Annotated in this window: 20 protein-coding genes; 12 read left to right on the forward strand and 8 right to left on the reverse strand. The window is 71.5% G+C overall.

All coding sequences use genetic code 11. The features are described 5' to 3' along the window. Window positions 1-60: 60 nt before the first annotated feature. The 3 genes from AB0M92_RS17225 (at window position 61) to AB0M92_RS17235 (ending at window position 3420) form a co-directional block, all read left to right on the forward strand. The gene (locus AB0M92_RS17225; RefSeq protein ID WP_366103195.1) at window positions 61-741 is read left to right on the forward strand and encodes a DNA alkylation repair protein; all 681 of its coding nucleotides are present in this window, start codon (window positions 61-63) and stop codon (window positions 739-741) included. Between the two features lie 184 nt (window positions 742-925). Then, a complete protein-coding gene (locus tag AB0M92_RS17230) occupies window positions 926-1570 on the forward strand; it encodes a GNAT family N-acetyltransferase (protein WP_366102992.1) in 645 nt (214 codons plus the stop codon). A gap of 158 nt (window positions 1571-1728) precedes the next feature. Further along, entirely contained in the window at window positions 1729-3420 is a 1692-nt protein-coding gene (locus AB0M92_RS17235) for a hypothetical protein (RefSeq protein WP_366102993.1), read from the forward strand. A 367-nt stretch (window positions 3421-3787) separates the two neighbouring features. Here the strand turns inward: AB0M92_RS17235 and AB0M92_RS17240 are convergent, their stop codons facing one another. Continuing rightward, on the reverse strand, window positions 3788-4615 hold the full coding sequence (locus tag AB0M92_RS17240; protein ID WP_366102994.1) for an AraC family transcriptional regulator: 828 nt from the start codon (window positions 4613-4615) through the stop codon (window positions 3788-3790). 135 nt (window positions 4616-4750) lie between these two features. Here AB0M92_RS17240 and AB0M92_RS17245 point away from each other — a divergent pair, with 135 nt between their 5' ends. Continuing rightward, complete coding sequence (locus tag AB0M92_RS17245; RefSeq protein WP_366102995.1) at window positions 4751-5524, forward strand: dienelactone hydrolase family protein; 774 nt, start codon at window positions 4751-4753, stop codon at window positions 5522-5524. Window positions 5525-5664: 140 nt separating this feature from the next. Here AB0M92_RS17245 and AB0M92_RS17250 read toward each other — a convergent pair whose 3' ends face one another. The 4 genes from AB0M92_RS17250 to AB0M92_RS17265 all read right to left on the reverse strand — a co-directional run bounded on the left by AB0M92_RS17250 (window position 5665) and on the right by AB0M92_RS17265 (window position 7712). Next, window positions 5665-5859, reverse strand: a complete 195-nt coding sequence (locus AB0M92_RS17250) for an antitoxin (RefSeq protein ID WP_366102996.1) — start codon at window positions 5857-5859, stop codon at window positions 5665-5667. A 239-nt stretch (window positions 5860-6098) separates the two neighbouring features. Then, window positions 6099-6335, reverse strand: a complete 237-nt coding sequence (locus tag AB0M92_RS17255) for a hypothetical protein (protein ID WP_366102997.1) — start codon at window positions 6333-6335, stop codon at window positions 6099-6101. Further along, on the reverse strand, window positions 6328-7035 hold the full coding sequence (locus AB0M92_RS17260; RefSeq protein WP_366102999.1) for a TetR/AcrR family transcriptional regulator: 708 nt from the start codon (window positions 7033-7035) through the stop codon (window positions 6328-6330). The genes AB0M92_RS17255 and AB0M92_RS17260 overlap by 8 nt, the downstream gene beginning before the upstream one ends. Before the next feature lie 182 nt (window positions 7036-7217). After that, window positions 7218-7712, reverse strand: coding sequence for a WhiB family transcriptional regulator (locus AB0M92_RS17265; protein WP_366103000.1), 495 nt, complete (start codon window positions 7710-7712; stop codon window positions 7218-7220). 266 nt (window positions 7713-7978) lie between these two features. Between AB0M92_RS17265 and AB0M92_RS17270 the strand changes: the two genes are divergently transcribed. Then, complete coding sequence (locus AB0M92_RS17270) at window positions 7979-8749, forward strand: maleylpyruvate isomerase family mycothiol-dependent enzyme (RefSeq protein ID WP_366103001.1); 771 nt, start codon at window positions 7979-7981, stop codon at window positions 8747-8749. 86 nt (window positions 8750-8835) lie between these two features. On the opposite strand, the gene AB0M92_RS17275 is transcribed toward AB0M92_RS17270, so the two are convergent. Next, entirely contained in the window at window positions 8836-9351 is a 516-nt protein-coding gene (locus tag AB0M92_RS17275) for an N-acetyltransferase (protein ID WP_366103002.1), read from the reverse strand. A 291-nt stretch (window positions 9352-9642) separates the two neighbouring features. On the opposite strand from AB0M92_RS17275, the gene AB0M92_RS17280 reads away from it, so the two are divergent. After that, window positions 9643-10239, forward strand: a complete 597-nt coding sequence (locus AB0M92_RS17280; protein WP_366103003.1) for a class I SAM-dependent methyltransferase — start codon at window positions 9643-9645, stop codon at window positions 10237-10239. A 111-nt stretch (window positions 10240-10350) separates the two neighbouring features. Here the strand turns inward: AB0M92_RS17280 and AB0M92_RS17285 are convergent, their stop codons facing one another. Next, window positions 10351-11517 (reverse strand): NAD(P)/FAD-dependent oxidoreductase, encoded by a 1167-nt coding sequence (locus tag AB0M92_RS17285; RefSeq protein ID WP_366103004.1) that lies wholly within the window; start codon window positions 11515-11517, stop codon window positions 10351-10353. 220 nt (window positions 11518-11737) lie between these two features. On the opposite strand from AB0M92_RS17285, the gene AB0M92_RS17290 reads away from it, so the two are divergent. The 6 genes from AB0M92_RS17290 (at window position 11738) to AB0M92_RS17315 (ending at window position 17666) form a co-directional block, all read left to right on the forward strand. Further along, window positions 11738-12667, forward strand: a complete 930-nt coding sequence (locus AB0M92_RS17290; protein ID WP_366103005.1) for a hypothetical protein — start codon at window positions 11738-11740, stop codon at window positions 12665-12667. Between the two features lie 124 nt (window positions 12668-12791). Then, on the forward strand, window positions 12792-14060 hold the full coding sequence (locus AB0M92_RS17295; protein ID WP_366103006.1) for a serine hydrolase domain-containing protein: 1269 nt from the start codon (window positions 12792-12794) through the stop codon (window positions 14058-14060). A gap of 161 nt (window positions 14061-14221) precedes the next feature. After that, window positions 14222-15277 carry a YncE family protein gene (locus AB0M92_RS17300; RefSeq protein WP_366103007.1) on the forward strand — a complete coding sequence of 352 codons (1056 nt, stop codon included), beginning with the start codon at window positions 14222-14224 and terminating at the stop codon, window positions 15275-15277. Between the two features lie 62 nt (window positions 15278-15339). Continuing rightward, on the forward strand, window positions 15340-16221 hold the full coding sequence (locus AB0M92_RS17305) for an NAD(P)H-binding protein (protein WP_366103008.1): 882 nt from the start codon (window positions 15340-15342) through the stop codon (window positions 16219-16221). 108 nt (window positions 16222-16329) lie between these two features. Next, entirely contained in the window at window positions 16330-17229 is a 900-nt protein-coding gene (locus AB0M92_RS17310; RefSeq protein ID WP_366103009.1) for an RNA polymerase sigma-70 factor, read from the forward strand. After that, entirely contained in the window at window positions 17217-17666 is a 450-nt protein-coding gene (locus tag AB0M92_RS17315; RefSeq protein WP_366103010.1) for an SRPBCC family protein, read from the forward strand. The genes AB0M92_RS17310 and AB0M92_RS17315 overlap by 13 nt, the downstream gene beginning before the upstream one ends. Window positions 17667-17718: 52 nt before the next feature. Here AB0M92_RS17315 and AB0M92_RS17320 read toward each other — a convergent pair whose 3' ends face one another. Then, complete coding sequence (locus AB0M92_RS17320; RefSeq protein ID WP_366103011.1) at window positions 17719-18225, reverse strand: carboxymuconolactone decarboxylase family protein; 507 nt, start codon at window positions 18223-18225, stop codon at window positions 17719-17721. Window positions 18226-18231: the final 6 nt, after the last annotated feature.

Here is an 18231-nt window from a genome sequence, read left to right on the forward strand (position 1 = left end):
CGAATTTCGGCCATAGGCTGAATCCAGCACATATCGGAAAGGAGGGCCAAGATGGCCGAGATGGCGGAAACCACGGTGGCCGAGGTGATGGCCGAGCTGGCCGGGATGGCCGACTCGAAGACCCGCGCCGTGAACGAGAGGCACGGCGACGACCACGGGGTGAACCTCGGCAAGCTGCGCGCGCTCGCCAAGCGGCTGAAGACACGAGCGGAACTCGCCCGCGGGCTGTGGGACACGCAGGACAGCGCGGCGAGACTGCTGGCACTCCTGATCTGCCGCCCGAAAGCCTTCGAGCGCGGGGAGCTGGACGCGATGCTGCGCGAGGCGCGCACGCCCAAGGTGCACGACTGGCTCGTCAACTACGTGGTGAAGAAGAGCCCGCACGCCGAGGAGCTGCGGCTCGCCTGGTCCGCCGATCCCGACCCGGTGGTGGCGAGTGCCGGCTGGGCCCTGACCACCGAGCGCGTGGCGAAGAAGCCCGAGGGCCTGGACCTCGCCGGGCTGCTCGACGTGATCGAGGCGGACATGAAGGACGCCCCGGACCGCCTCCAGTGGGCGATGAACCACTGCCTGGCCCAGATCGGGATCGAGCACCCGGAGCACCGCGCCCGGGCGATCGCCATCGGCGAGCGCCTGGAGGTGCTCAAGGACTACCCGACGCCCCGGGGTTGCACGTCCCCGTACGCACCCACCTGGATCTCCGAGATGGTGCGACGGCGGCACGACGGGCCGTCGGCCTGATCGACGGGAGTCGCCCCGCGCCCCGACAGCGGGACGACCGAGCGGCCAACCATTTTGCGACACCGCCCTGTACTACATCGAGCCAATCAGGACCTACACTTAGGCCAGCCTAACCTAATTAACTCGCGGATCCGGTGCGCCCACCGCCGGCCGGACCCGCCATCACGAAGGAAACGACAGCCGCATGAGACCCGAGTCCACCGTCCTCGCCACCACCCCGCGCGCCGACGTCTTCACCGAGACGGTCGAAGACTTCGGCACCGTCCGCTTCACCCCCGTCGACCCCGCGTCCGATTCCGCCGTGCTGCACGCCTGGGTCGCCGAGGAGCGCGCCGAATTCTGGGGCATGAACGGCTGCAGCCGGGAGTTGGTGCAAGAGATCTACGAGGACGTGGACCGCCGGGACACCCACCATGCGTACATGGTCCGGCTCGACGGCGAGCCGGTGGCGCTGTTCCAGACGTACCGGCCGGAGGAGGACCGGGTCAGCGAGTGCTACGAGGTGCGGGAGGGCGACATCGGCGTCCACCTCATGCTCGCGCCGATCGCCGGCCGGCCCCGCCCCGGCTTCAGCCGGACCCTCATCGGCTCGCTCATCCGCTTCGCGTTCCGCGATCCGTCCGTTCTGCGCGCCGTGGGCGAGCCCGACGCCCGCAACGAGAAGGCGATCGCCCTGCTGGGCCGGATCGGGTTCGTCCGTCAGGGCGAGATCACGCTGCCGGAGATCGACCTGCCGGAGATCCACCTCCCCGAGAAGCGGGCCGTACTCGCCTTCCTCGACCGCCCCGAATGGCTCCCCGCGGCCCAGGACGGCCCCCTGCCCTCGTAGGGCCCGCACCCGGTCACCCGCACCCGGACCGGCCCGCCGGCCGGCGGCCCTCGCGGCGGGGCCCCGGCCGGCGGGATCAGCCCGGCCGCCGTGTAATCTGATCATGACTTTTTGAACGAATTCAACAAATTGGGGGGCCGGTGTACCGTCACCGCGTCATGATCTCCGCCGCCGTCGCCGCGGCAGCCGTCGGCTTCGTACCCGTCACGGCACAGGCAGCCGGACCGTCCGCCGACCACGGCCGGGCCGCGACCGCCACTTCCCCGGCCCCCGCGGCCGGTTCCGCCCAGGACGCCACGGCTCAGGACGCCTCCGCGCGGGCCGCGGCCAAGGCGGCCGCCGTCAAGGACCTCGCCGCGAAGCAGGCGAAGGCCAAGGCCGACGCCGCGGCCGGTTCCGGCGCGCAGGCCCGCTCTCAGCAGGGCGAGTACTTCGACGTGTCGATGGGCGCGGTCAACTCCCACGCGCACAGCGTGGGGCTGGCGACCTCGGTCACCACCGACCTGACCAGCAGCGTCGTCAGTTACGACATCGACTGGGGCGACGGCACCACCGTCCGGGAATACGGCATGGCCGGCGCCCTCGTGTTCGTCGACCACAGGTACGCGGAGGTCGGCACCCACAAGATCACGATCACGGCCACCGACACGTACCACAAGGTGACCGCGACCACGACCCAGGACATCGTCCTGGACGGCTCCGAGTTCACCCCGCACGCACCCGTCCGGCTGCTCGACACCCGCGACGGCACCGGTACCGGCACTCAGGCCGGCGGCGCCGTCGCACCGTACGGCACGACCCGGGTGAAGATCGCCGGCAACGGCGACATCCCGGCCGGAGTGACCGCCGTGGCCCTGAACATCACGGCCACCAACACCCCGTCGGGCGGACACGTCATCGCGTACGCCTCCGGCAAGAAGCAGCCGACCACCTCGAACGTCAACTTCGCGGCGGGACAGACCGTACCGAACCTGGCGATCGTGCCGGTCGGCGAGGACGGGTACGTCGAGCTGGCCAACCGCAGCGAGGGTCCGGTGGATCTGATCGCCGACGTGACGGGCTACTTCACCCGCTCCGCCGCCGCCGGATACACCTCGGTCAAGCCGTCCCGGCTCGTCGACACCCGCGCCGGACTGGGCACGGCCGCGGGCCAGGTCGCCGGTCGGACCACCTTCGGCGTCCAGATCGCAGGCCAGGGCGGACTGCCCGCCGCCGGCGTCACGGCCGTGGCACTCAACATCACCGCCACCGGGCCGAAGGGCTCCGGGCACCTGACCGCGTTCCCGAGCGGTCAGCAGGCGCCGTCCACGTCCAGCGTGAACTTCACGGCGGGCCAGACGGTCGCCAACGCGGTGATCGTGCCGGTCGGACCGGACGGCAAGATCAATATCCGCAACGGCGCCTGGGACCCGGCGGACGTCATCGTGGACGTCACCGGCTACTACAGTGCCGACGGCAAGGCCGCCTACCTGCCGATGGAGCCCGAGCGCCGGTACGACTCGCGCACCTCGCAGTTCCAGCTCGCCGGCCAGGACTACCACCGCGAGAGCGTGTGGACGAACGGCCGGGCGCTTGAGGCGCTCGTCATGAACGTCACGGTGACCAACACGCAGGGCAGCGGGCACCTCTCGGTCGCCCCGGACCCGAACAGCCTCGACGACTACATCGCCGGCAAGGACGTCCGGCCGACCCCGCCGGACTCCTCCGTCCTGAACTGGACGAAGGGCGCCACCGTCGCCAACCTGGTCCAGGCGAGCACCGGCACCACCGGTGTCGTCGACTTCTGGAACCGGGGCTGGGAGCCGACCGACCTGATCGTCGACCTCTTCGGCTCGTACGAAAAGAACTGACGCCGGACGATGAAGCCGGATGTCGCCGACTCCCCCGTGGTCGGCGACATCCGCGCGCGGTCATCGGTGGTCGGATCCACCGTTCTCCCGGCGCCTGCGGCGGTTTCGGCCGAGGGCTCCCGCCAAACCGATCAATCCTCCGCTGAGCGCGCCGGCCACGAGGATGCGCAGCAGGTCTTCCATCGAGTGCTCCCAAGTCCGGGCTGGATTCACCGCCGCCCGGGTCCGCCTCCGGCCGCCGGGTGAAGACCTCTTCCTCGTCTCCTCGCGGCAGCGGCGTTCCCCGGGCCCGGGTTCCTGATCAACTACGAACCGAGACACTAGCGACGCGCACCCGCCCTGGCTTGGACGAATTTGACCTCGCCCCTCACAGGGCGAGCGCTCCCTCCGTCACGCGGGCGGCGGCCATCCGGCCCGGAGTGGTCTCGGCCAGGGCGCGGAACTCGCGGTTGAGGTGCGCCTGGTCGTAGAAGCCGCAGGCGGCGGTCACTTCGGTCAGGTTCGAGCCCTCGCGCGTGAGCAGCCTCACGGCCCGGTGGAAGCGCAGCACGCGGGCGGACGTCTTGGGCGTCAGACCCACCTGTTCGGTGAACCGGCGGACCAAGTACCCCTGGCTCCAGCCCACTTCGGCCGCGATCCGGCCGACCGGGATCGCGCCGCCGGCGCGGACCAGCAGTCGCCAGGCGTGGCTCACCTCGGGCGCGGCATCCGGGCCGCGCTCGATCCGGGCCGACAACGCGATGTCCAGCAGGTCGAAGCGGGCTCCCCAGTCGGCGGTGGCCGCCAGCTGCTCCGCCAGCAGTGCGGCCTCCGGTCCGAGGACGTCGCACAGCCCGACCACCCGGTTGGTCAACTCGCTCATCGGCAAGGCGAACAGCCGGTAGGCACCGAGCGGGGTGAGTTCCAGCCGAATCGCCTCCTGACCGCCCGGATGGTCACACACCCGGGGTCCGTCCTCCAGACCCGCCACGAGCGAACCGGTCACCTGAATGCTCGGGCTCGGGTCCCCCAGGCGGCGCACCTGGGTGAACGGCTCCCCCAGGCTGATGACCACGACGGCCCGGCCCGTGGGAACCAACCGCACGCGATAGGGCGTCGTCCCGGCCTCCCAGTAGCCGGCGTAGCTGTGCACGTACGGGCGCAACCGGTCGGGCCACGGCCGGGTCACCCGCCACCGACCACCCACCCGGGTCATCTCGACTCCCCGACCGGCCGTGCCTGTGCTCGCGCCCACCTGCGTGCCCCTCCCCCCTCCCGTGGTGGCGAGGAACCGGCTCTGACACCGCGCCCGGTGATCTACTGGCACGCATCCAAGGGAGGAAGATCCATCATGCCCACGAAGACGTTACAGATTCCCACCACGGACGGCCAGGCAGACTCCTTCGCCGCCTTCCCCGACGACGGCGAGCGGCACCCGGGGGTGCTGCTGTACATGGACGCCATCGGCCTGCGGCCCGAACTGGAGCAGAGGGCACGCGAATTGGCCGGGCACGGGTACTACGTGCTCGTCCCCAACGTCTACTACCGGCACGGCCCGGCACCGGTGACCCGAATTCCCGAGCACATCACCGCCGAGATGCGGCCCGCGGTCTTCGCCGAGCTGATGCCCCTGGTCCGGGCGCACACGACCGAACGCGCCCTGAGCGACGCGGACGCGTACCTCGGGTTCCTCACCGCCCAGCCCGAGGTCGGCGCCGGGCCCGTCGGTGTGATCGGCTACTGCATGGGCGCCGTCCTGGCGATGCGCACGGCGTCGGCCCACCCCGACCAGGTCGCCGCCGTGGCCGGATTCCACCCCGGCCCCCTGGTCACCGAGGCACCCGACAGCCCGCACCGCCTCGTCGCCAAGCTCACCGCCGAAGTCCACATCGGCCTGGCCGAGAACGACTTGTCGCCCGAGGGCATCAGCGAGCTGGGCCGGGCGTTGGACGCAGCGGGTGTCGGCCACGCCATCGAGATGTACCCCGGCACCGTCCACGGCTTCACGATGTCCGACACGGACGCCTTCGACCCGGCCGCTGCGCAGCGCCACTGGGACCGTCTGCTCCCCCTCCTCGACCGCACCCTGGCCGGCAGCCGAGGCTGCGGACCGCAGTCCCCCTGACCCCCCGGCCTGCGCTGCGCGTTGAGCTGCCCGGCGAGCACGCACACGGCCCGGCGCTCCGGGCACGGAGGGCCGGGCCGTACGGCTCGGGCGGCTTGCTACCGCGTCAGGCGCCGGGGGCGCCGGGGCGCCCGCGGGCGTCAGGGCTGCGGCGGGGTGTCCTGGGGCTTGTCGGTCCCCAGCTGCTCGTTGATCTTCTGCTGGGCCGTGTCGACCTGGCTCTGGTACTTGTTGCCGGTCTTCGCGTCGAACGCGTCGCCGGCCTTGTCGACCCCTTGCCGGGCCACGTCCTCATGGCCCTTGAGCATGCCCTTGAGCTTGTCGAGCATCGACATTACGGCCTCCTTGAAAATGCTGGCGCATCCAGCATCCCGACATCCGCCGTGATCCGCATCCCGAGCCGGACGGGCACCGGGCCTGGACCGCGGGGCCGAAAGGCCGGTCCGTGGATCCGGTCACGGCCCGCAGCTGCGCTCGCCGAGGTCACCGCCCTCCCGGTCGAGGTGCGTGAAGACGCGGCAGAACAGACGGCGAACGCCCCTGGCATCGCAACCTCGTCATGGCCGTGACACGGTTAGTGCGGGGTCCAGGTGAACTTGCCGCCGCCGACCCAGCGCACCACGTCCAGGTCGTCGAGGTCGTGGATCGGGACCCCCACCTCCGCGGCGATCAGCAGTACGTCCGTCATCGACATCGCCCTGCCGACGAACTCTCCGTCCACCTCCACGATGCGAAAGGGCGGATTGCCGGGTTGGACGCCCAGTACGGTGATCCGCGCCGGGGAGAGGTGAGGTGCCGATCCTTCAGTCATGCGGAAACGGTTCCACGCCGGGACCGGTGTCGGGCGCGGCGACACGTTCCGGGGGGCCGTTCGGCTCCCGGCCGGTCCCGGTGAGGTGGTTCCGCCCCTGCCCGATCGCCCGGACGGCCGCCTCCGTCAGGGTCCGCGCCGTACTCACGGCGCTGGCGACGGCCTCGTCGGGGGCGAGTCCACAGAGATCGGTGAGGCTGAACAGGGCTTCCGCGCTGACGACCACCGCGAGATCCCGCTTGAGCTGGGCGAAGGCGGCCGGATCCGCCTCCCCCAAGGCGCCCTGGAGCGGAACGAGCGCCTCGTCGATGAGGCCGAAGCGGATGCCGGGCCGCCCGGACGCCGCCTCCGGGCGGGTGATGGTGGCGGAGATCATCGCGCGCACCGCCCCCTGCCGGGCGAGCACTCCGCGCAGCAGGAACTCACAGGCGAAGGCCACGCGTTCGACGGGGTCCCGGGAACCCTGGACCGGTCGGAGCGCATCGGCGGGCGCGGGCCAGACCCCGGCGAGCGCCTCGCTGATCAGCGACGGAAGGTCGGGGAAGTACCGGTAGGCGGTCGCGTCGGAGACCAGGGCCGCGCGGGCGATCGCCGGCATCGTCACCTCGGCGCCGGTGCCGATGAGATCGCGGGCGGCCTCGATGATCGCCGTACGCGTGCGCTTCTTCTGGTTGCTGCGCCCCGTGTCCGTCGTGTCCACGGCTCCACTTTAGCACCGCGGGCTCTCGTTATGAGAGTCCACTAGCATGACGAGACCCAACTCCCCCCGGGGCTGCCCGACCGCCGAGAGCCTCACCGAGCGGCACCGACGGGGGCCTGCGGCCGCCGCTGCAGACGGGATCGCGGTACGGCCCGCCACGTCGGCCACCACGGCCGGTACGGTCAGGTCCAGCCCTTGGGGTAGTGCCGCTCCATGAGGGCGAGGAACGCCTGGGACCGGGCCGCCATGGCCCGGGCCTGGTCCACCTGACTCGACGTCATGGCCAGTGCGCAGCCGATGCGTTCGGCGTTCCATCCCATCCGGAAGAGGCTGTGCACCACGGCGGGCCGCAGGGCCTGGAGCACCTGCGGCTCCTCGCCCGACACCACCGCCCGGGCCAGCTCCGCACCCTGCCGCATGCGCGCCAGTTGCAGCCTCATCCGGCGCCGCTCAAGCGGTGTGGTGCCGCCCCAGATGCCGTCGCTCTCGTCCGACCGGACGGCTATCGCCAGGCACTCCTCACGGACCGGGCAGCCGGTGCACAGCTCCTTGGCGGCCGTGATCTGAACCTGGCTCAGCGGCACGCCGTACGCCGGGAAGAACAGGGCCGGATCGGCGTTCCGGCAGGCCGGTGCGGACAATCCGGGCAAGACCGCCGGGGCATCGGCCTCGATCACGCTCCGACCGCGTTGGACAACCGGACGTATCACAGTGAATCCCCTCTCGGTTCGACGGCGCCAGGGAGGCTCCCTACACAGGAAACGTCGGATGTCGGCAGAGGGTTCAGAACTCACGTGCCCAATGGGTCGCGCGTGGTCGTGGGCGCCGGGAGTTGACATCGCCCGGCTCGCGAATTACCTTCGCCATTACTTAAGCATGTCAATCATCCATATCCTTAAGCATCCTCTCCGCCGGGCAGCAGCACCAGATGAAGGGCCCACCCATGAACCCCGCCCAGCACACAGCGGCCGTCGCCGCCGAGGCGGCCGGATTCGTCGCCACCGTCAAGGCGGCGGACCTCTCCGCCCCGGTGCCGACCTGCCCCGGCTGGACCCTCGCGGACCTCACCCGGCACGTCGGCAGCGTGCACCGCTGGTTCACCGAGCTGCTCCGTCAGCGGGTCCAGCAGCCGCCGACCAGCCGTGACGTGGACCTGCGCCTGCCAAAGGAGCGCGCCGGGCTCCCGGACTGGCTGGCCGTGAGCGCCGCGGAGGCCGCCGAGGTGTTCGCCGCCACCGACCTGGACGCACCGATGTGGGCCTGGGGAGTCGACCAGCACGCCCGGTTCTGGGTCCGGCGCATGCTCTTCGAGACCCTCGTCCACCGGGCCGACGCGGAACTCGCCCTGGGGATCACCCCGCACATCGAGCGTCCACTGGCCGTCGACGGCGTCGACGAGTTCCTGACCAACCTGCCCTTCGCGTCCTCCTTCGCGCCGCTCACCGCCCAACTGCGGGCTCCCGACCGGACCATCCGCTTCAGCTGCACTGACGGCGACGGCGACTGGCTGGTCGGCTTGCGCCCGGACGGTTTCGCGCTGATCGCCGACGACGCCGACGACTCCGGGGCCCGCGCGGCGGACGCCGCCGTACGGGGAACGGCCGAGGACCTGCTCCTGCTCCTCTACGGCCGCCTGGACCGCCGCGGCGACGCCTTCGATCTGCGCGGCGACCAGGACCTGCTCACCCTCTGGTTCACCCACTCGGCCTTCTAGCAGGAACGGCCCGCGCCCCTCACCAGGACCCGCGCCCCGGGCCCGGGTGAGGGGCGCGCGGCCCTCACCCGGGCGGGGGCGGGTGGTCAGATCCCGAACGGCGCCGCGTAGCGGACGGTGCCGCTCGGCAGCGGGTGGGCCCCGTCGAGCGCGAGGGCCATCATGGCCTCGTCCGGGACCTCGATGCTCAGGCCGATGCCGTGGGTCGAAGCCCGGGTGAACCCGAACCGCGGGTAGTACGCCGGGTGTCCGAGGACGGTGACGAAGCGCTCGCCCATGTCCTGGGCGGCCCGCAGAGCCGCGCGGACGGCGGCGGAGCCGACGCCGGTCTTCTGGTACCCGGGCAGTACGGCGACGGGGGCCAGGCACAGGGCCTCGGTGTCGCCGATGTGGCAGCGGGTGAGCAGCGCGTGGCCGACGGGCCTGCCGTCACCGTCGACGGAGACGATCGAGAGGCCGTCGATCCAGGCGGAGTCGGCGCGCAGGGCGTCGACGAGGTCGGCTTCGAGCGGGGTCTCGAACGCGGCGAGGTTGATGGCGCGGACGGCCGGGATGTCCGCGCGGGTCTCGGCGCGCGTGATCCGGTTGCTGTGGGTACGCATGAGGGATGGAGATCCGTTTCATGGTCGGTTCGTGCGGGGACTGCCTCGCGAGCTCACGCTCTCGGCGAGGCGGGGTCGGCCGGGTCAGGCCGTCGCCCGGGACGTGAGGGCGGTCCGGGCGCTGCGCTGCGCAGTGGCCTTGTGCGCGGCCATCGACCCCACCTCCCTTTCATCCCTACGTCCACCTGTGCACGAACCCCTCGAATCTACCACGAGGCCCTTCTTCTTCCGGTGAGCGTACGGGCGACGGCAATGCCCGCGACGGGCGCGCCCGCGTGGTTCCATGGCGGCGTGGAGAGCATCACTCAGCGCCTCCTGACCAAGGCGTTCGGCCGGCCCAGCGGGCTGCTCGGCCGCCTCGGGGGCCGGCTCATGGCGCACGGGAACGCAGCCACCGAGCTCCATGCCGTCGCCCTCGCCGAGCCCGGCGAGCAGGACGTGGTCCTGGTCGTCGGGCCCGGCCCCGGGGTCGGGCTCGAAGCCGCGGCCCGCCGCTGCGCCCACGTGATCGGTGTCGACCCTTCCGGCGTCATGCTCGCCATGGCCCGCCGCCGCTGCGCGTCCCCGATCGCCCGCGGCCGGCTCCACCTCGCCGCCGGCTCTGCCGCACGGACCGGCGCGGCCGACGCCGCGGTCGACGTCGTGATCTCCGTCAACAACCTTCAGCTGTGGCCCGACGTGCCGGCCGGACTGACCGAACTGCACCGCGTGCTGCGCCCCGGTGGCCGCCTCCTCCTCGCGGCCCACGAGAAGTGGCTCCCCGCCGACCTCACCACCCTCGCGAACATGGTGAGGGTGGCCGGATTCGACCCCGTCCGCACCTGTACCTGGGACCCCCCGGGCCGGATGGCGTCCACGGCGGCGATCCTGAGCGCGGTACGCCTCTGACGGGCCCGCCCTCACCGACCGGCGAGTGCGCCACCCCGGGCACCAGCACCCGCCGCACCCGCCGTACCCGCCGTACCCGCCGTACCCGCCGTACCCGCCGCCGGGATCGGATCAGTGGTTGCGGGTCATGTGGGCGAGGGTCTGGGCGGCGCTGTCGGGCGCGAAGGCGCCGGCGATTCCCTCGGCGGCACCTTCGGCGGCCGCGGCGGAGCGGGGCAGCAGGAGTTCCTCGTAGGCGCGGACGGCGTCGTCGGTCGTGGTGGTGGCGTCGACGAGGGCGCGGGCGAGGTCGGCCCCGTCGAGCATGGCGAGGTTGGCGCCCATGCCGGAGAACGGCGACATGAGGTGGGCGGCGTCACCGAGGAGGGTGAGGCCCGGAGTGTGCGGCCAGGCGTGGGGCACGGGCAGGGCGTACAGCGGCCGGTTGGTGTAACCGGTGTCCGTGTCGGTGATGAAGCCGAGCAGGTCGGGGCTCCAGCCGGTGAACTCCTTGAGCAGTGCCTCGCGTACGGCGACTTCGTCGCTCGCATCGAGGCCGGCGTCCCGGTGCCAGTTCTCGCCGGTGCGCATGCCGACGTACACGCGTACGTGCCGGTTGCCGTTGCGCTGGGCGATGAAGCCCCGGTTGTCGTCGAGGGCCATCATGGTGCCGTCTCCGGTGAGCGCGGCGAGTGCGGGGTGACGGGTGTCGGCGTCGTCGAGGCCGGTTTCGACGAACGTGACGCCGGTGTAGATCGGGGTCGCGTCCGAGAGCCGCCGCCGGACCGTCGACCAGGCGCCGTCGGCGCCGATGACGAGGTCGGCGTCGGTCGTGGCGCCGTCGGCGAAGTGCAGGCGGTGGACGCCCACGGTGAGGGGCTCGACGTGGGCGAGCCCGTGGTTCCAGCGCACGGTGTCGGGGTGGAGCGAGTTCAGCAGGAGGTCGCGCAGCCGGCCCCGGTCGATTTCGGGACTGCCCACGACGGCGCCGGTCGCGCCGTCGAGCTCGGGCGGGGCCGTGTCGAGCAGGACCCGGCCGTCGCGGCCGACCAGACGCAGCTGCCCGCCTTCGGGGCGGGCCGACGCCGCGAACCCGTCGAGCAGTCCGGCTTCCCGCAGGGCCTTCTGGCCGGATTCGGGATGCATGTCGAGGGTGCCGCCCTGGTCGCGGGCGGAGCGGGAGGCGTCCCGGTCGTAGACCGTGGCGGAGATGCCGTGGCGCTGGAGGATGCGGGCACAGGTCAGGCCGCCGGGTCCGGCTCCGATGATCGCGATGCGGGGCAGGGTTGAGGTACTCATGCCCCCAGAAGAGCACAGCGGATATGAAAGTGCAACGACTACACTTTTGCACCTGCACCACCCCAGGGGGCCGAACGACAGCCGCTCCGGGTGCGAGGCCGTCACTCCTTCGCGCTCCCCCCACATGGCGTAAGGGTCGTTGAGCTGCACCGACCATGATCAATAACCTGCCTCCCGGCGCGTGACATCGCGTCTGTCAGAGGGAAGGCGAACGATCCCAGTGAAGCTCCCGAAGTTGCAGCGCGCGGCTTGGTCGGCCGCGGCGACGGCGCTGCTGACGATGCTCGGCACCACCCAGGCCGGCGCGGCCGGCACATGGCAGAAGGTGGGCGAGGACGCCCTCGGCGGTGTCAGCGGCATCGCGTTCGAAGGCCGTACCGCGGACGGAGCCGGAGTGCACGCGCTGGTCGTGCACGACAGCAAGCGGACCGGACAGAAGCGCCTGTCCCGGATCACGCACCGGGAGGGCTCGGACGACGTCTCCCCGATCACCTGGGACGGGCCCGAGCCTTCCGACCTGGAGGCCATCGAAGCCATCCCCGGGATGCCCTCCGAGTACATGGCGTCGGCCAGTCGCGGCATCGTCTACCGCCTGAAGGTCGTCGGCGGCACCGCCACGGTGGTCGACTACGCGCCGCTGCCGGCGATCGGGGAGGGCGACGACTTCGAGAGTTTCGCGCTCGTGGCCCGGAACGGGAACCTCGCCGCCCTGTGGGCGGACCGCGGAGCGGGGGCGGACCGTCCCGCCACGCTGTACTCGGCTCCCCTCACGTTCGCACCGTGGGGGCAGCCGCTGTTCGGCAGCGTCACCCGCCGCGCCTACCGGGCACCGTATCCCGACGCCGGAGCGACGCGGCACATCTCCGACATCTCGGTGACCGACTCCGGGCGGATCATCGTGAGTTCGGCGGCGGACGCCGGCGATGACGGCCCGTTCGACTCCGCGGTGAGCGAGGCGGGCCGCGTGACCGTCTCGGCCGCCGGCCGGGTACGCGTCACTCTCGCGCCGTCCCCGACCGTGCTCGGCACGTTCCCCCGGTACCGGATCGAGGGGGTCGAGTGCCTGGCGGGATCCGGCGAAGCCCTCCTCGGCACCGACGACGAGAACCTCGGCGGATCCGTACGGACCGCGCCGTTCTGCGGGGCCTGACCACCTGTTGACGACGTCGCGCCGCGAGCGGTGCCCCCGGCACACGGCTCGCCGCGCGACCGCGGTGGCCCGGGCCTACCCTGGTGACGTTGCCCGGGGCCCTCGGACGGCGGGAGAACGTGCCGTGAAGCGAACCCACATCCGGCTGCGCCGGGCCTGCGTGGCCGCCGCCACCGCAGGCCTGCTCATCGGCCCGGCGGCCGCCGCCCGCTCGGCCGCCCACGCAACGACCGCTCACGGGACGACGACCGCCCGTGGGACGACGACCGCTCGGACGGTGCCCGCTCCCGCCCCCTCCCCGGCCACCGACGCGGACTTCGCGCAGCTCACACCGGCCGTCGCGGCGCGCCTGGACGCGGCCATACGTCAGGTCATGCGCGAGACGCGGGTGCCGGGCGTGACCGTGGGTCTGTGGGCCCCCGGCAAGGGGAGTTACGTGAAGACCTTCGGCGTGGCCGACAAGGCGACGCGCGCACCGATGGCGACCGACCTCCACGTACGCATCGGCAGCGAGACCAAGACGTTCACGGTCACCGCCCTCCTCCAGCTGGTCGACCAGAAGAAGATCGCTCTGGACGATCCGATCGGCACGTACGTCACGGGGGTTCCGAACGGGGACCGCATCACCCTGCGCCAACTGGCCGGCATGCGCAGCGGGCTCTTCAACTACAGCCTGGACGAAGGCTTCGTCAAGAAACTCCAGGCCGATCCGGAACGGGGCATGACGCCACGGCAATTGCTCGACTTCTCCTTCAAGCACCCCGTGCAGTTCCAGCCGGGCGCGCGGTTCGACTACTCCAACACGAACCTGATCCTGCTCGGCCTGGTCGTCGAGAAGGTCACCGGCCGCCCGCTCCACGAGGTCATCACGCAGGAGGTCCTGGCACCGGCGGGGCTGCGGCACACGGTCTTCCCGACGAGTGCCGCCATGCCGGATCCGTACGCCCACGGCTACACCGACCAGACGGCCTCCGGCAAGATCGAGGACTCCACCCACTGGAACCCCTCCTGGGCCTGGGCCGCCGGAGCGATGATCTCCGACCTCCAAGACCTGCACAGCTGGGCCCAGACCCTCGCCACCGGCAGGCTGCTGACGCCCGCGACCCAGGCCGAACGCCTGAAGACGACCCCGATGAACCTTCCCGGTGACGGATACGGGCTGGGCATCTTCAACGTCCAGGGCTGGATCGGCCACAACGGCTCGATCCCCGGGTACGAGGTCCTGCCGGTCTACCTGCCGCAGGCCCGGGCGACCATGGTCATCCTCCTCAACACGGACGACCAGTACGGGAACCAGGAGCCCAGCACGCTCTTCGGCCAGGCGGTCACCTCCATCGTGACCCCCGGTCACGTGTATCCCGGCCACGAGCCGACCACTCCCCGAAGCGGCTGACGGCGCCCCGCCCTCCCCACCCCTTCGTCGACCTGCATTTTTGCTCTCTGAGTCAAGGATTGGATGCCGATCCTTGCATTGTCGCGGACCTTTTGGCGGCCGAGAGTGGGGATGCCCGCGAAAACGCGTGGCACCCCCTCGCCCCGCTCAAGGAGCCCGCTGTGCAGCTCTCTCCCCGCGACGGCCGGGACGGCGACGTCCTGGCCGTGATCAGCCAGAGCGGATCGTCGGTCTCGTTCTTCGACGCGGCCACCGACAGGCACCTCAGCACACTGGAAGTCCCGCCCGAACCACACGAGTTGCTCTTCGACCCCGTCAGGCGACTGTTGTGGTGCGCCACCACGTACAGCTCCGGCCACTACGGCGCCAACAGCGGCCGGCGCACGGAGCTGACCGTCATCGACCCCGACACCCGCCGCATAGTCGAGGTCGTCGACCTGGCCCCGGAGCACGGACCGCACGGGCTGGCGCTGGACCCGGCGCGCGGCCGCCTGTACGTCACCGTGGAAGCCTCGGAGGATCGGCCCGGCGGGATCGTGGTGATCGACGCGGAAACCCGTACGGCCCTGGGCAGGATCCCCACGGACGCCCCCGTACCGCACTGGTTCGCCATCGATCCGGCCGGGCGGACGGGCTACGCCACCAACAAGGAGGCGCCGTTCGTCTCGGTCGTCGACCTCGAACGGGGCACCCTCACCGCGAAGATCGAGGTACCGGGGAGCGAGGGCCTCGCCGTCTCCGCCGACGGCGCGTACGTCTTCGTCGCCGGACCCTACGCCCGCCCCTTCTCCGCCATCGCGCAGGACCGGCCGGCCACCGGCATCCGGGTCATCGACACCCGGACGGCGTCCGTCGTCGACACCCTGCCCACCGCGGACGTCGCGATGCCCGTGCACCTGACGCCGACCGGACTGCTGCTCGCGGGCGAACTGGGCGGGGAGCCCGACCCGGTGTCGCGGGTCCGGCGCCACGCGCCGGGACGGCTCAGGGTGTTCGACGCCGAGACGCGCAAGGAGCTGGGCGAGGTGCAGGTCGGGCTCTGCCCGCTGACCATCACCTCCTCCCCCGACGGCAGGCTCGGGTACGTGGCCTGCGTCGCCTCCTCCACCGTCGACATCGTCGACCTGCACGCACTGCGGGTCCTGGCCCGGCTGGACATCCCCAAGCGCACCGAGCCCGGCGCCCACGGCCTCGCCTACATCCCCCGCCCGTCCTGACACCCGACGGCTACGGCCGCACTCGCACTCGCACTCGCACTCGCACTCGCAGAGGAACCCAGATGATCGTCATCACCGCACCCACCAGCACCATCGGCCGTCTTCTCGTCGACGACCTGCTCGACCGCGGCGCACCGCTGCGCCTCGTCGTCCGCGATCCCTCGCGCCTCGCACCATACGTACGCGAGCGCGCCGAGATCGTCACGGGCTCGCACGGCGATGCCGCCGTGATCGACCGGGCGTGTGACGGCGCCGAGGCCGTGTTCTGGCTCGCGCCGGCCGACCCGGCGGCGCCGAGCGCCGAAGCCTCCTTCGTCGACTTCACCCGCCCCGCGTGCGAGGCCTTCGTACGCCACGGCGTCGGCCGCGTCGTCGGCATCTCGGCGCTGGGCCGCGGGACGCCGATGGCCGCGCACGCCGGCCCGGTCACCGCCTCGCTGGCGATGGACGACCTGATCGCCGCGTCCGGCGTGGCGTACCGGGCCGTGGTCTGCCCCTCGTTCATGCACAACCTGCTCCACCAGACGAGCGCGCTCAGGGAACAGCAGGCGTTCTTCATGACGATCGACCCGGACCTGAAGAGCCCGTTCGTCGCGACCGCCGACATCGCCGGCACCGCGGCACGGCTCCTGCTCGACGACTCCTGGCGGGGATCGGGCGAAGTCGCCTGCCTCGGCCCCGAGGACGTCTCCCCCCACGAGATGGCGCAGATCATCTCGGAGGTCCTGGGAACGGAGATCGGCTACCGGCAGATTCCGGGCGCGGCGCTGAAGGAGCGGATGACCGGGTTCGGCATGACCGAGCCGATGGCGCAGGGCATGGTCGACATGTTCGACGCCAAGAACCAGGGCCTCGACAACGCCGCCCCGCGCACTCCCGAGTCGACGACGCCGACCACGTTCCGCCAGTGGTGCGAGAACACCCTCAAGCCGGCCGTGAGCTGAATCACAGCGGCGGGTTGTCACGTTCGGGCGGGGCCGGGTGTCTCCATGGGGTGTCGGGAGAGGAGCCGGATGTGATGCCCAAGTGGCCGTGCGTGGTGGGGGTCGGGTGTGATCGACGACGACGCCTTCAGTGAGCACCGACCGCTGCTGTTCACCATCGCCTACGAGATGCTGGGCAGCGCCGCCGATGCCGAGGACGTGGTGCAGGAGAGCTACCTGCGGTGGAGCGCGGTCGACCGGGGCGCGGTCGACCATCCGCGCGCCTATCTCGTGCGCACCGTGACCCGGCAGGCGCTCAACCACCTGCGCGCCGTCAGGGCGCGGCGCGAGGAGTACGTCGGCACGTGGCTGCCCGAGCCGATCCGCACCGCGCCGGAGCTGAGCGAGGACGTGGTCCTCGCCGAGTCGGTGTCGATGGCCATGCTGCTCGTCCTGGAGACGCTGAGCCCCACCGAGCGCGCGGTGTTCGTCCTGCACGACGTGTTCGGGTACACCCACGCCGAGATCGCCGCCTCGATCGGCAAGAACGAGGCGGCGATCCGGCAGACCGCCCACCGGGCACGCCGTCACGTCCACGCGCGGCGGCGCCGCTTCGAACCGGACTCCGACTCCACCCGGGAGATCGTCCGGCGTTTCCTGACCGCGGCGGCCGGCGGCGAAGTGCAGGCCCTGATGGACCTGTTGGCGCCGGACGTCGTCCAGATCTCCGACGGCGGCGGGAAGGTGGTCGCCGCCCGCCGCCCGATCACCGGCGCCGCGGACGTGGCGCGGTTCGTCCTCGGCGTGCTGCGTACCACGACCGCCGCGACCCGCGTCGAGCACGCCACGTACAACGGCATGCCGGCGGCCCGCTTCGTCACCGGTGGCGAACTCGACTGGCTGGTCGCGTTCGAGATCGACGACGGACGGATCACCGGCCTGTACGGCGTGCGCAACCCGGACAAGCTGCACCGCGCCGAGACGGTGCTGCCACTCGACAGAGGAGGCCGTCAGCCGTGGAAACCATGACCGTGGAACGCGTCATCGCCGCTCCGGTCCAGGAGGTGTTCTCCTGGCTCACCACGACCACCAACTACACGCGTTCACCCCTGGTGCTGCGCTGCCGTCTGACCCGGAGGGGTGCGGAGGCTCCGTACGGCGTCGGTGCGATCCGCGACCACCTCTGGCTCATCGGCGCGTTCCGCGAGCGCATCACCCTCTACGACCCTCCGTACGCCACGGAGTACGTGGTCGACCGCAGCCTTCCGCCGTCCCGGCACGAACTCGGCCGCATGACCTTCACCGAGGTCGACGGCGGTACGCACGTGCGCTGGACCACCCGCGCCGAGATTCCCGTACCGCTGATCGGCGCCTTCCTCACCCGCCGCCTCGCGCGGCCGGTGATCACCCGTACCTTCCGCAACATCCTCGCCTCCGCCGACAGCGCACTGGCAGGCCAGGGGTAACCCACGTGCGGACTGGGGCCCTTGGCCGCGACGGCACGCGCCCCCACCGCGCTCAGTTCCACGGATCGGTGAACGACCGTCCCGGCAGCGGCTTGGCGATGAGCGCGATCGGGACGAAGAAGTTGACCTGCCCTATCGCGATCATCAAGGTCGCGAGCGCCTTCGCCCCGTAGTGCCCGGCCACCTCGGCGTACAGCTCGTCGCAGACCCGCTCCCCGCCGGCGGACGGCCGGAGCACGGCTTCGACCAGTGCCAGCGCGGCACGTTCGGCGCCGCTGAAGTACGGGGCGTCCTGCCACGACGCCACGGCCGTGATCCGCTCCTCGGACTCCCCCGCCTTGCGGAGCATGCCCGTGTGCAGGACGGTCAGGTAGGTGTTGCCGACGACCTGGCCGGCCCGCAGCTGCAACAGGCTGATCGTCGTACGCGGTACGGAGCGGTTGCCGGTGGCCTTGAACAGCGCCGCCGACACCTCCGCCAGCTCGGGGACGAGCTCCATCGGGTCCTGCGCCATCCGCGGTCCCGCCGGTACGTCCGCCGTGATCGTACGAGTCTGCATCGCCGT

The organism is Streptomyces sp. NPDC051582 (assembly GCF_040681715.1).
In the GTDB taxonomy this organism is placed as follows: Bacteria; Actinomycetota; Actinomycetes; order Streptomycetales; family Streptomycetaceae; genus Streptomyces.

Bases quoted from the DNA above. Each gene is read 5' to 3' on its own strand.
- AB0M92_RS17245 (WP_366102995.1), top strand. From the start codon at position 4,751: ATGCCCACGAAGACGTTACAGATTCCCACCACGGACGGCCAGGCAGAC.
- AB0M92_RS17235 (WP_366102993.1), top strand. From the start codon at position 1,729: ATGATCTCCGCCGCCGTCGCCGCGGCAGCCGTCGGCTTCGTACCCGTC.
- AB0M92_RS17255 (WP_366102997.1), bottom strand. From the start codon at position 6,335: ATGACTGAAGGATCGGCACCTCACCTCTCCCCGGCGCGGATCACCGTA.
- AB0M92_RS17305 (WP_366103008.1), top strand. From the start codon at position 15,340: ATGATCGTCATCACCGCACCCACCAGCACCATCGGCCGTCTTCTCGTC.
- AB0M92_RS17275 (WP_366103002.1), bottom strand. From the start codon at position 9,351: ATGCGTACCCACAGCAACCGGATCACGCGCGCCGAGACCCGCGCGGAC.
- AB0M92_RS17230 (WP_366102992.1), top strand. From the start codon at position 926: ATGAGACCCGAGTCCACCGTCCTCGCCACCACCCCGCGCGCCGACGTC.
- AB0M92_RS17225 (WP_366103195.1), top strand. From the start codon at position 61: ATGGCGGAAACCACGGTGGCCGAGGTGATGGCCGAGCTGGCCGGGATG.
- AB0M92_RS17285 (WP_366103004.1), bottom strand. From the start codon at position 11,517: ATGAGTACCTCAACCCTGCCCCGCATCGCGATCATCGGAGCCGGACCC.
- AB0M92_RS17240 (WP_366102994.1), bottom strand. From the start codon at position 4,615: ATGACCCGGGTGGGTGGTCGGTGGCGGGTGACCCGGCCGTGGCCCGAC.
- AB0M92_RS17250 (WP_366102996.1), bottom strand. From the start codon at position 5,859: ATGTCGATGCTCGACAAGCTCAAGGGCATGCTCAAGGGCCATGAGGAC.
- AB0M92_RS17320 (WP_366103011.1), bottom strand. From the start codon at position 18,225: ATGCAGACTCGTACGATCACGGCGGACGTACCGGCGGGACCGCGGATG.
- AB0M92_RS17270 (WP_366103001.1), top strand. From the start codon at position 7,979: ATGAACCCCGCCCAGCACACAGCGGCCGTCGCCGCCGAGGCGGCCGGA.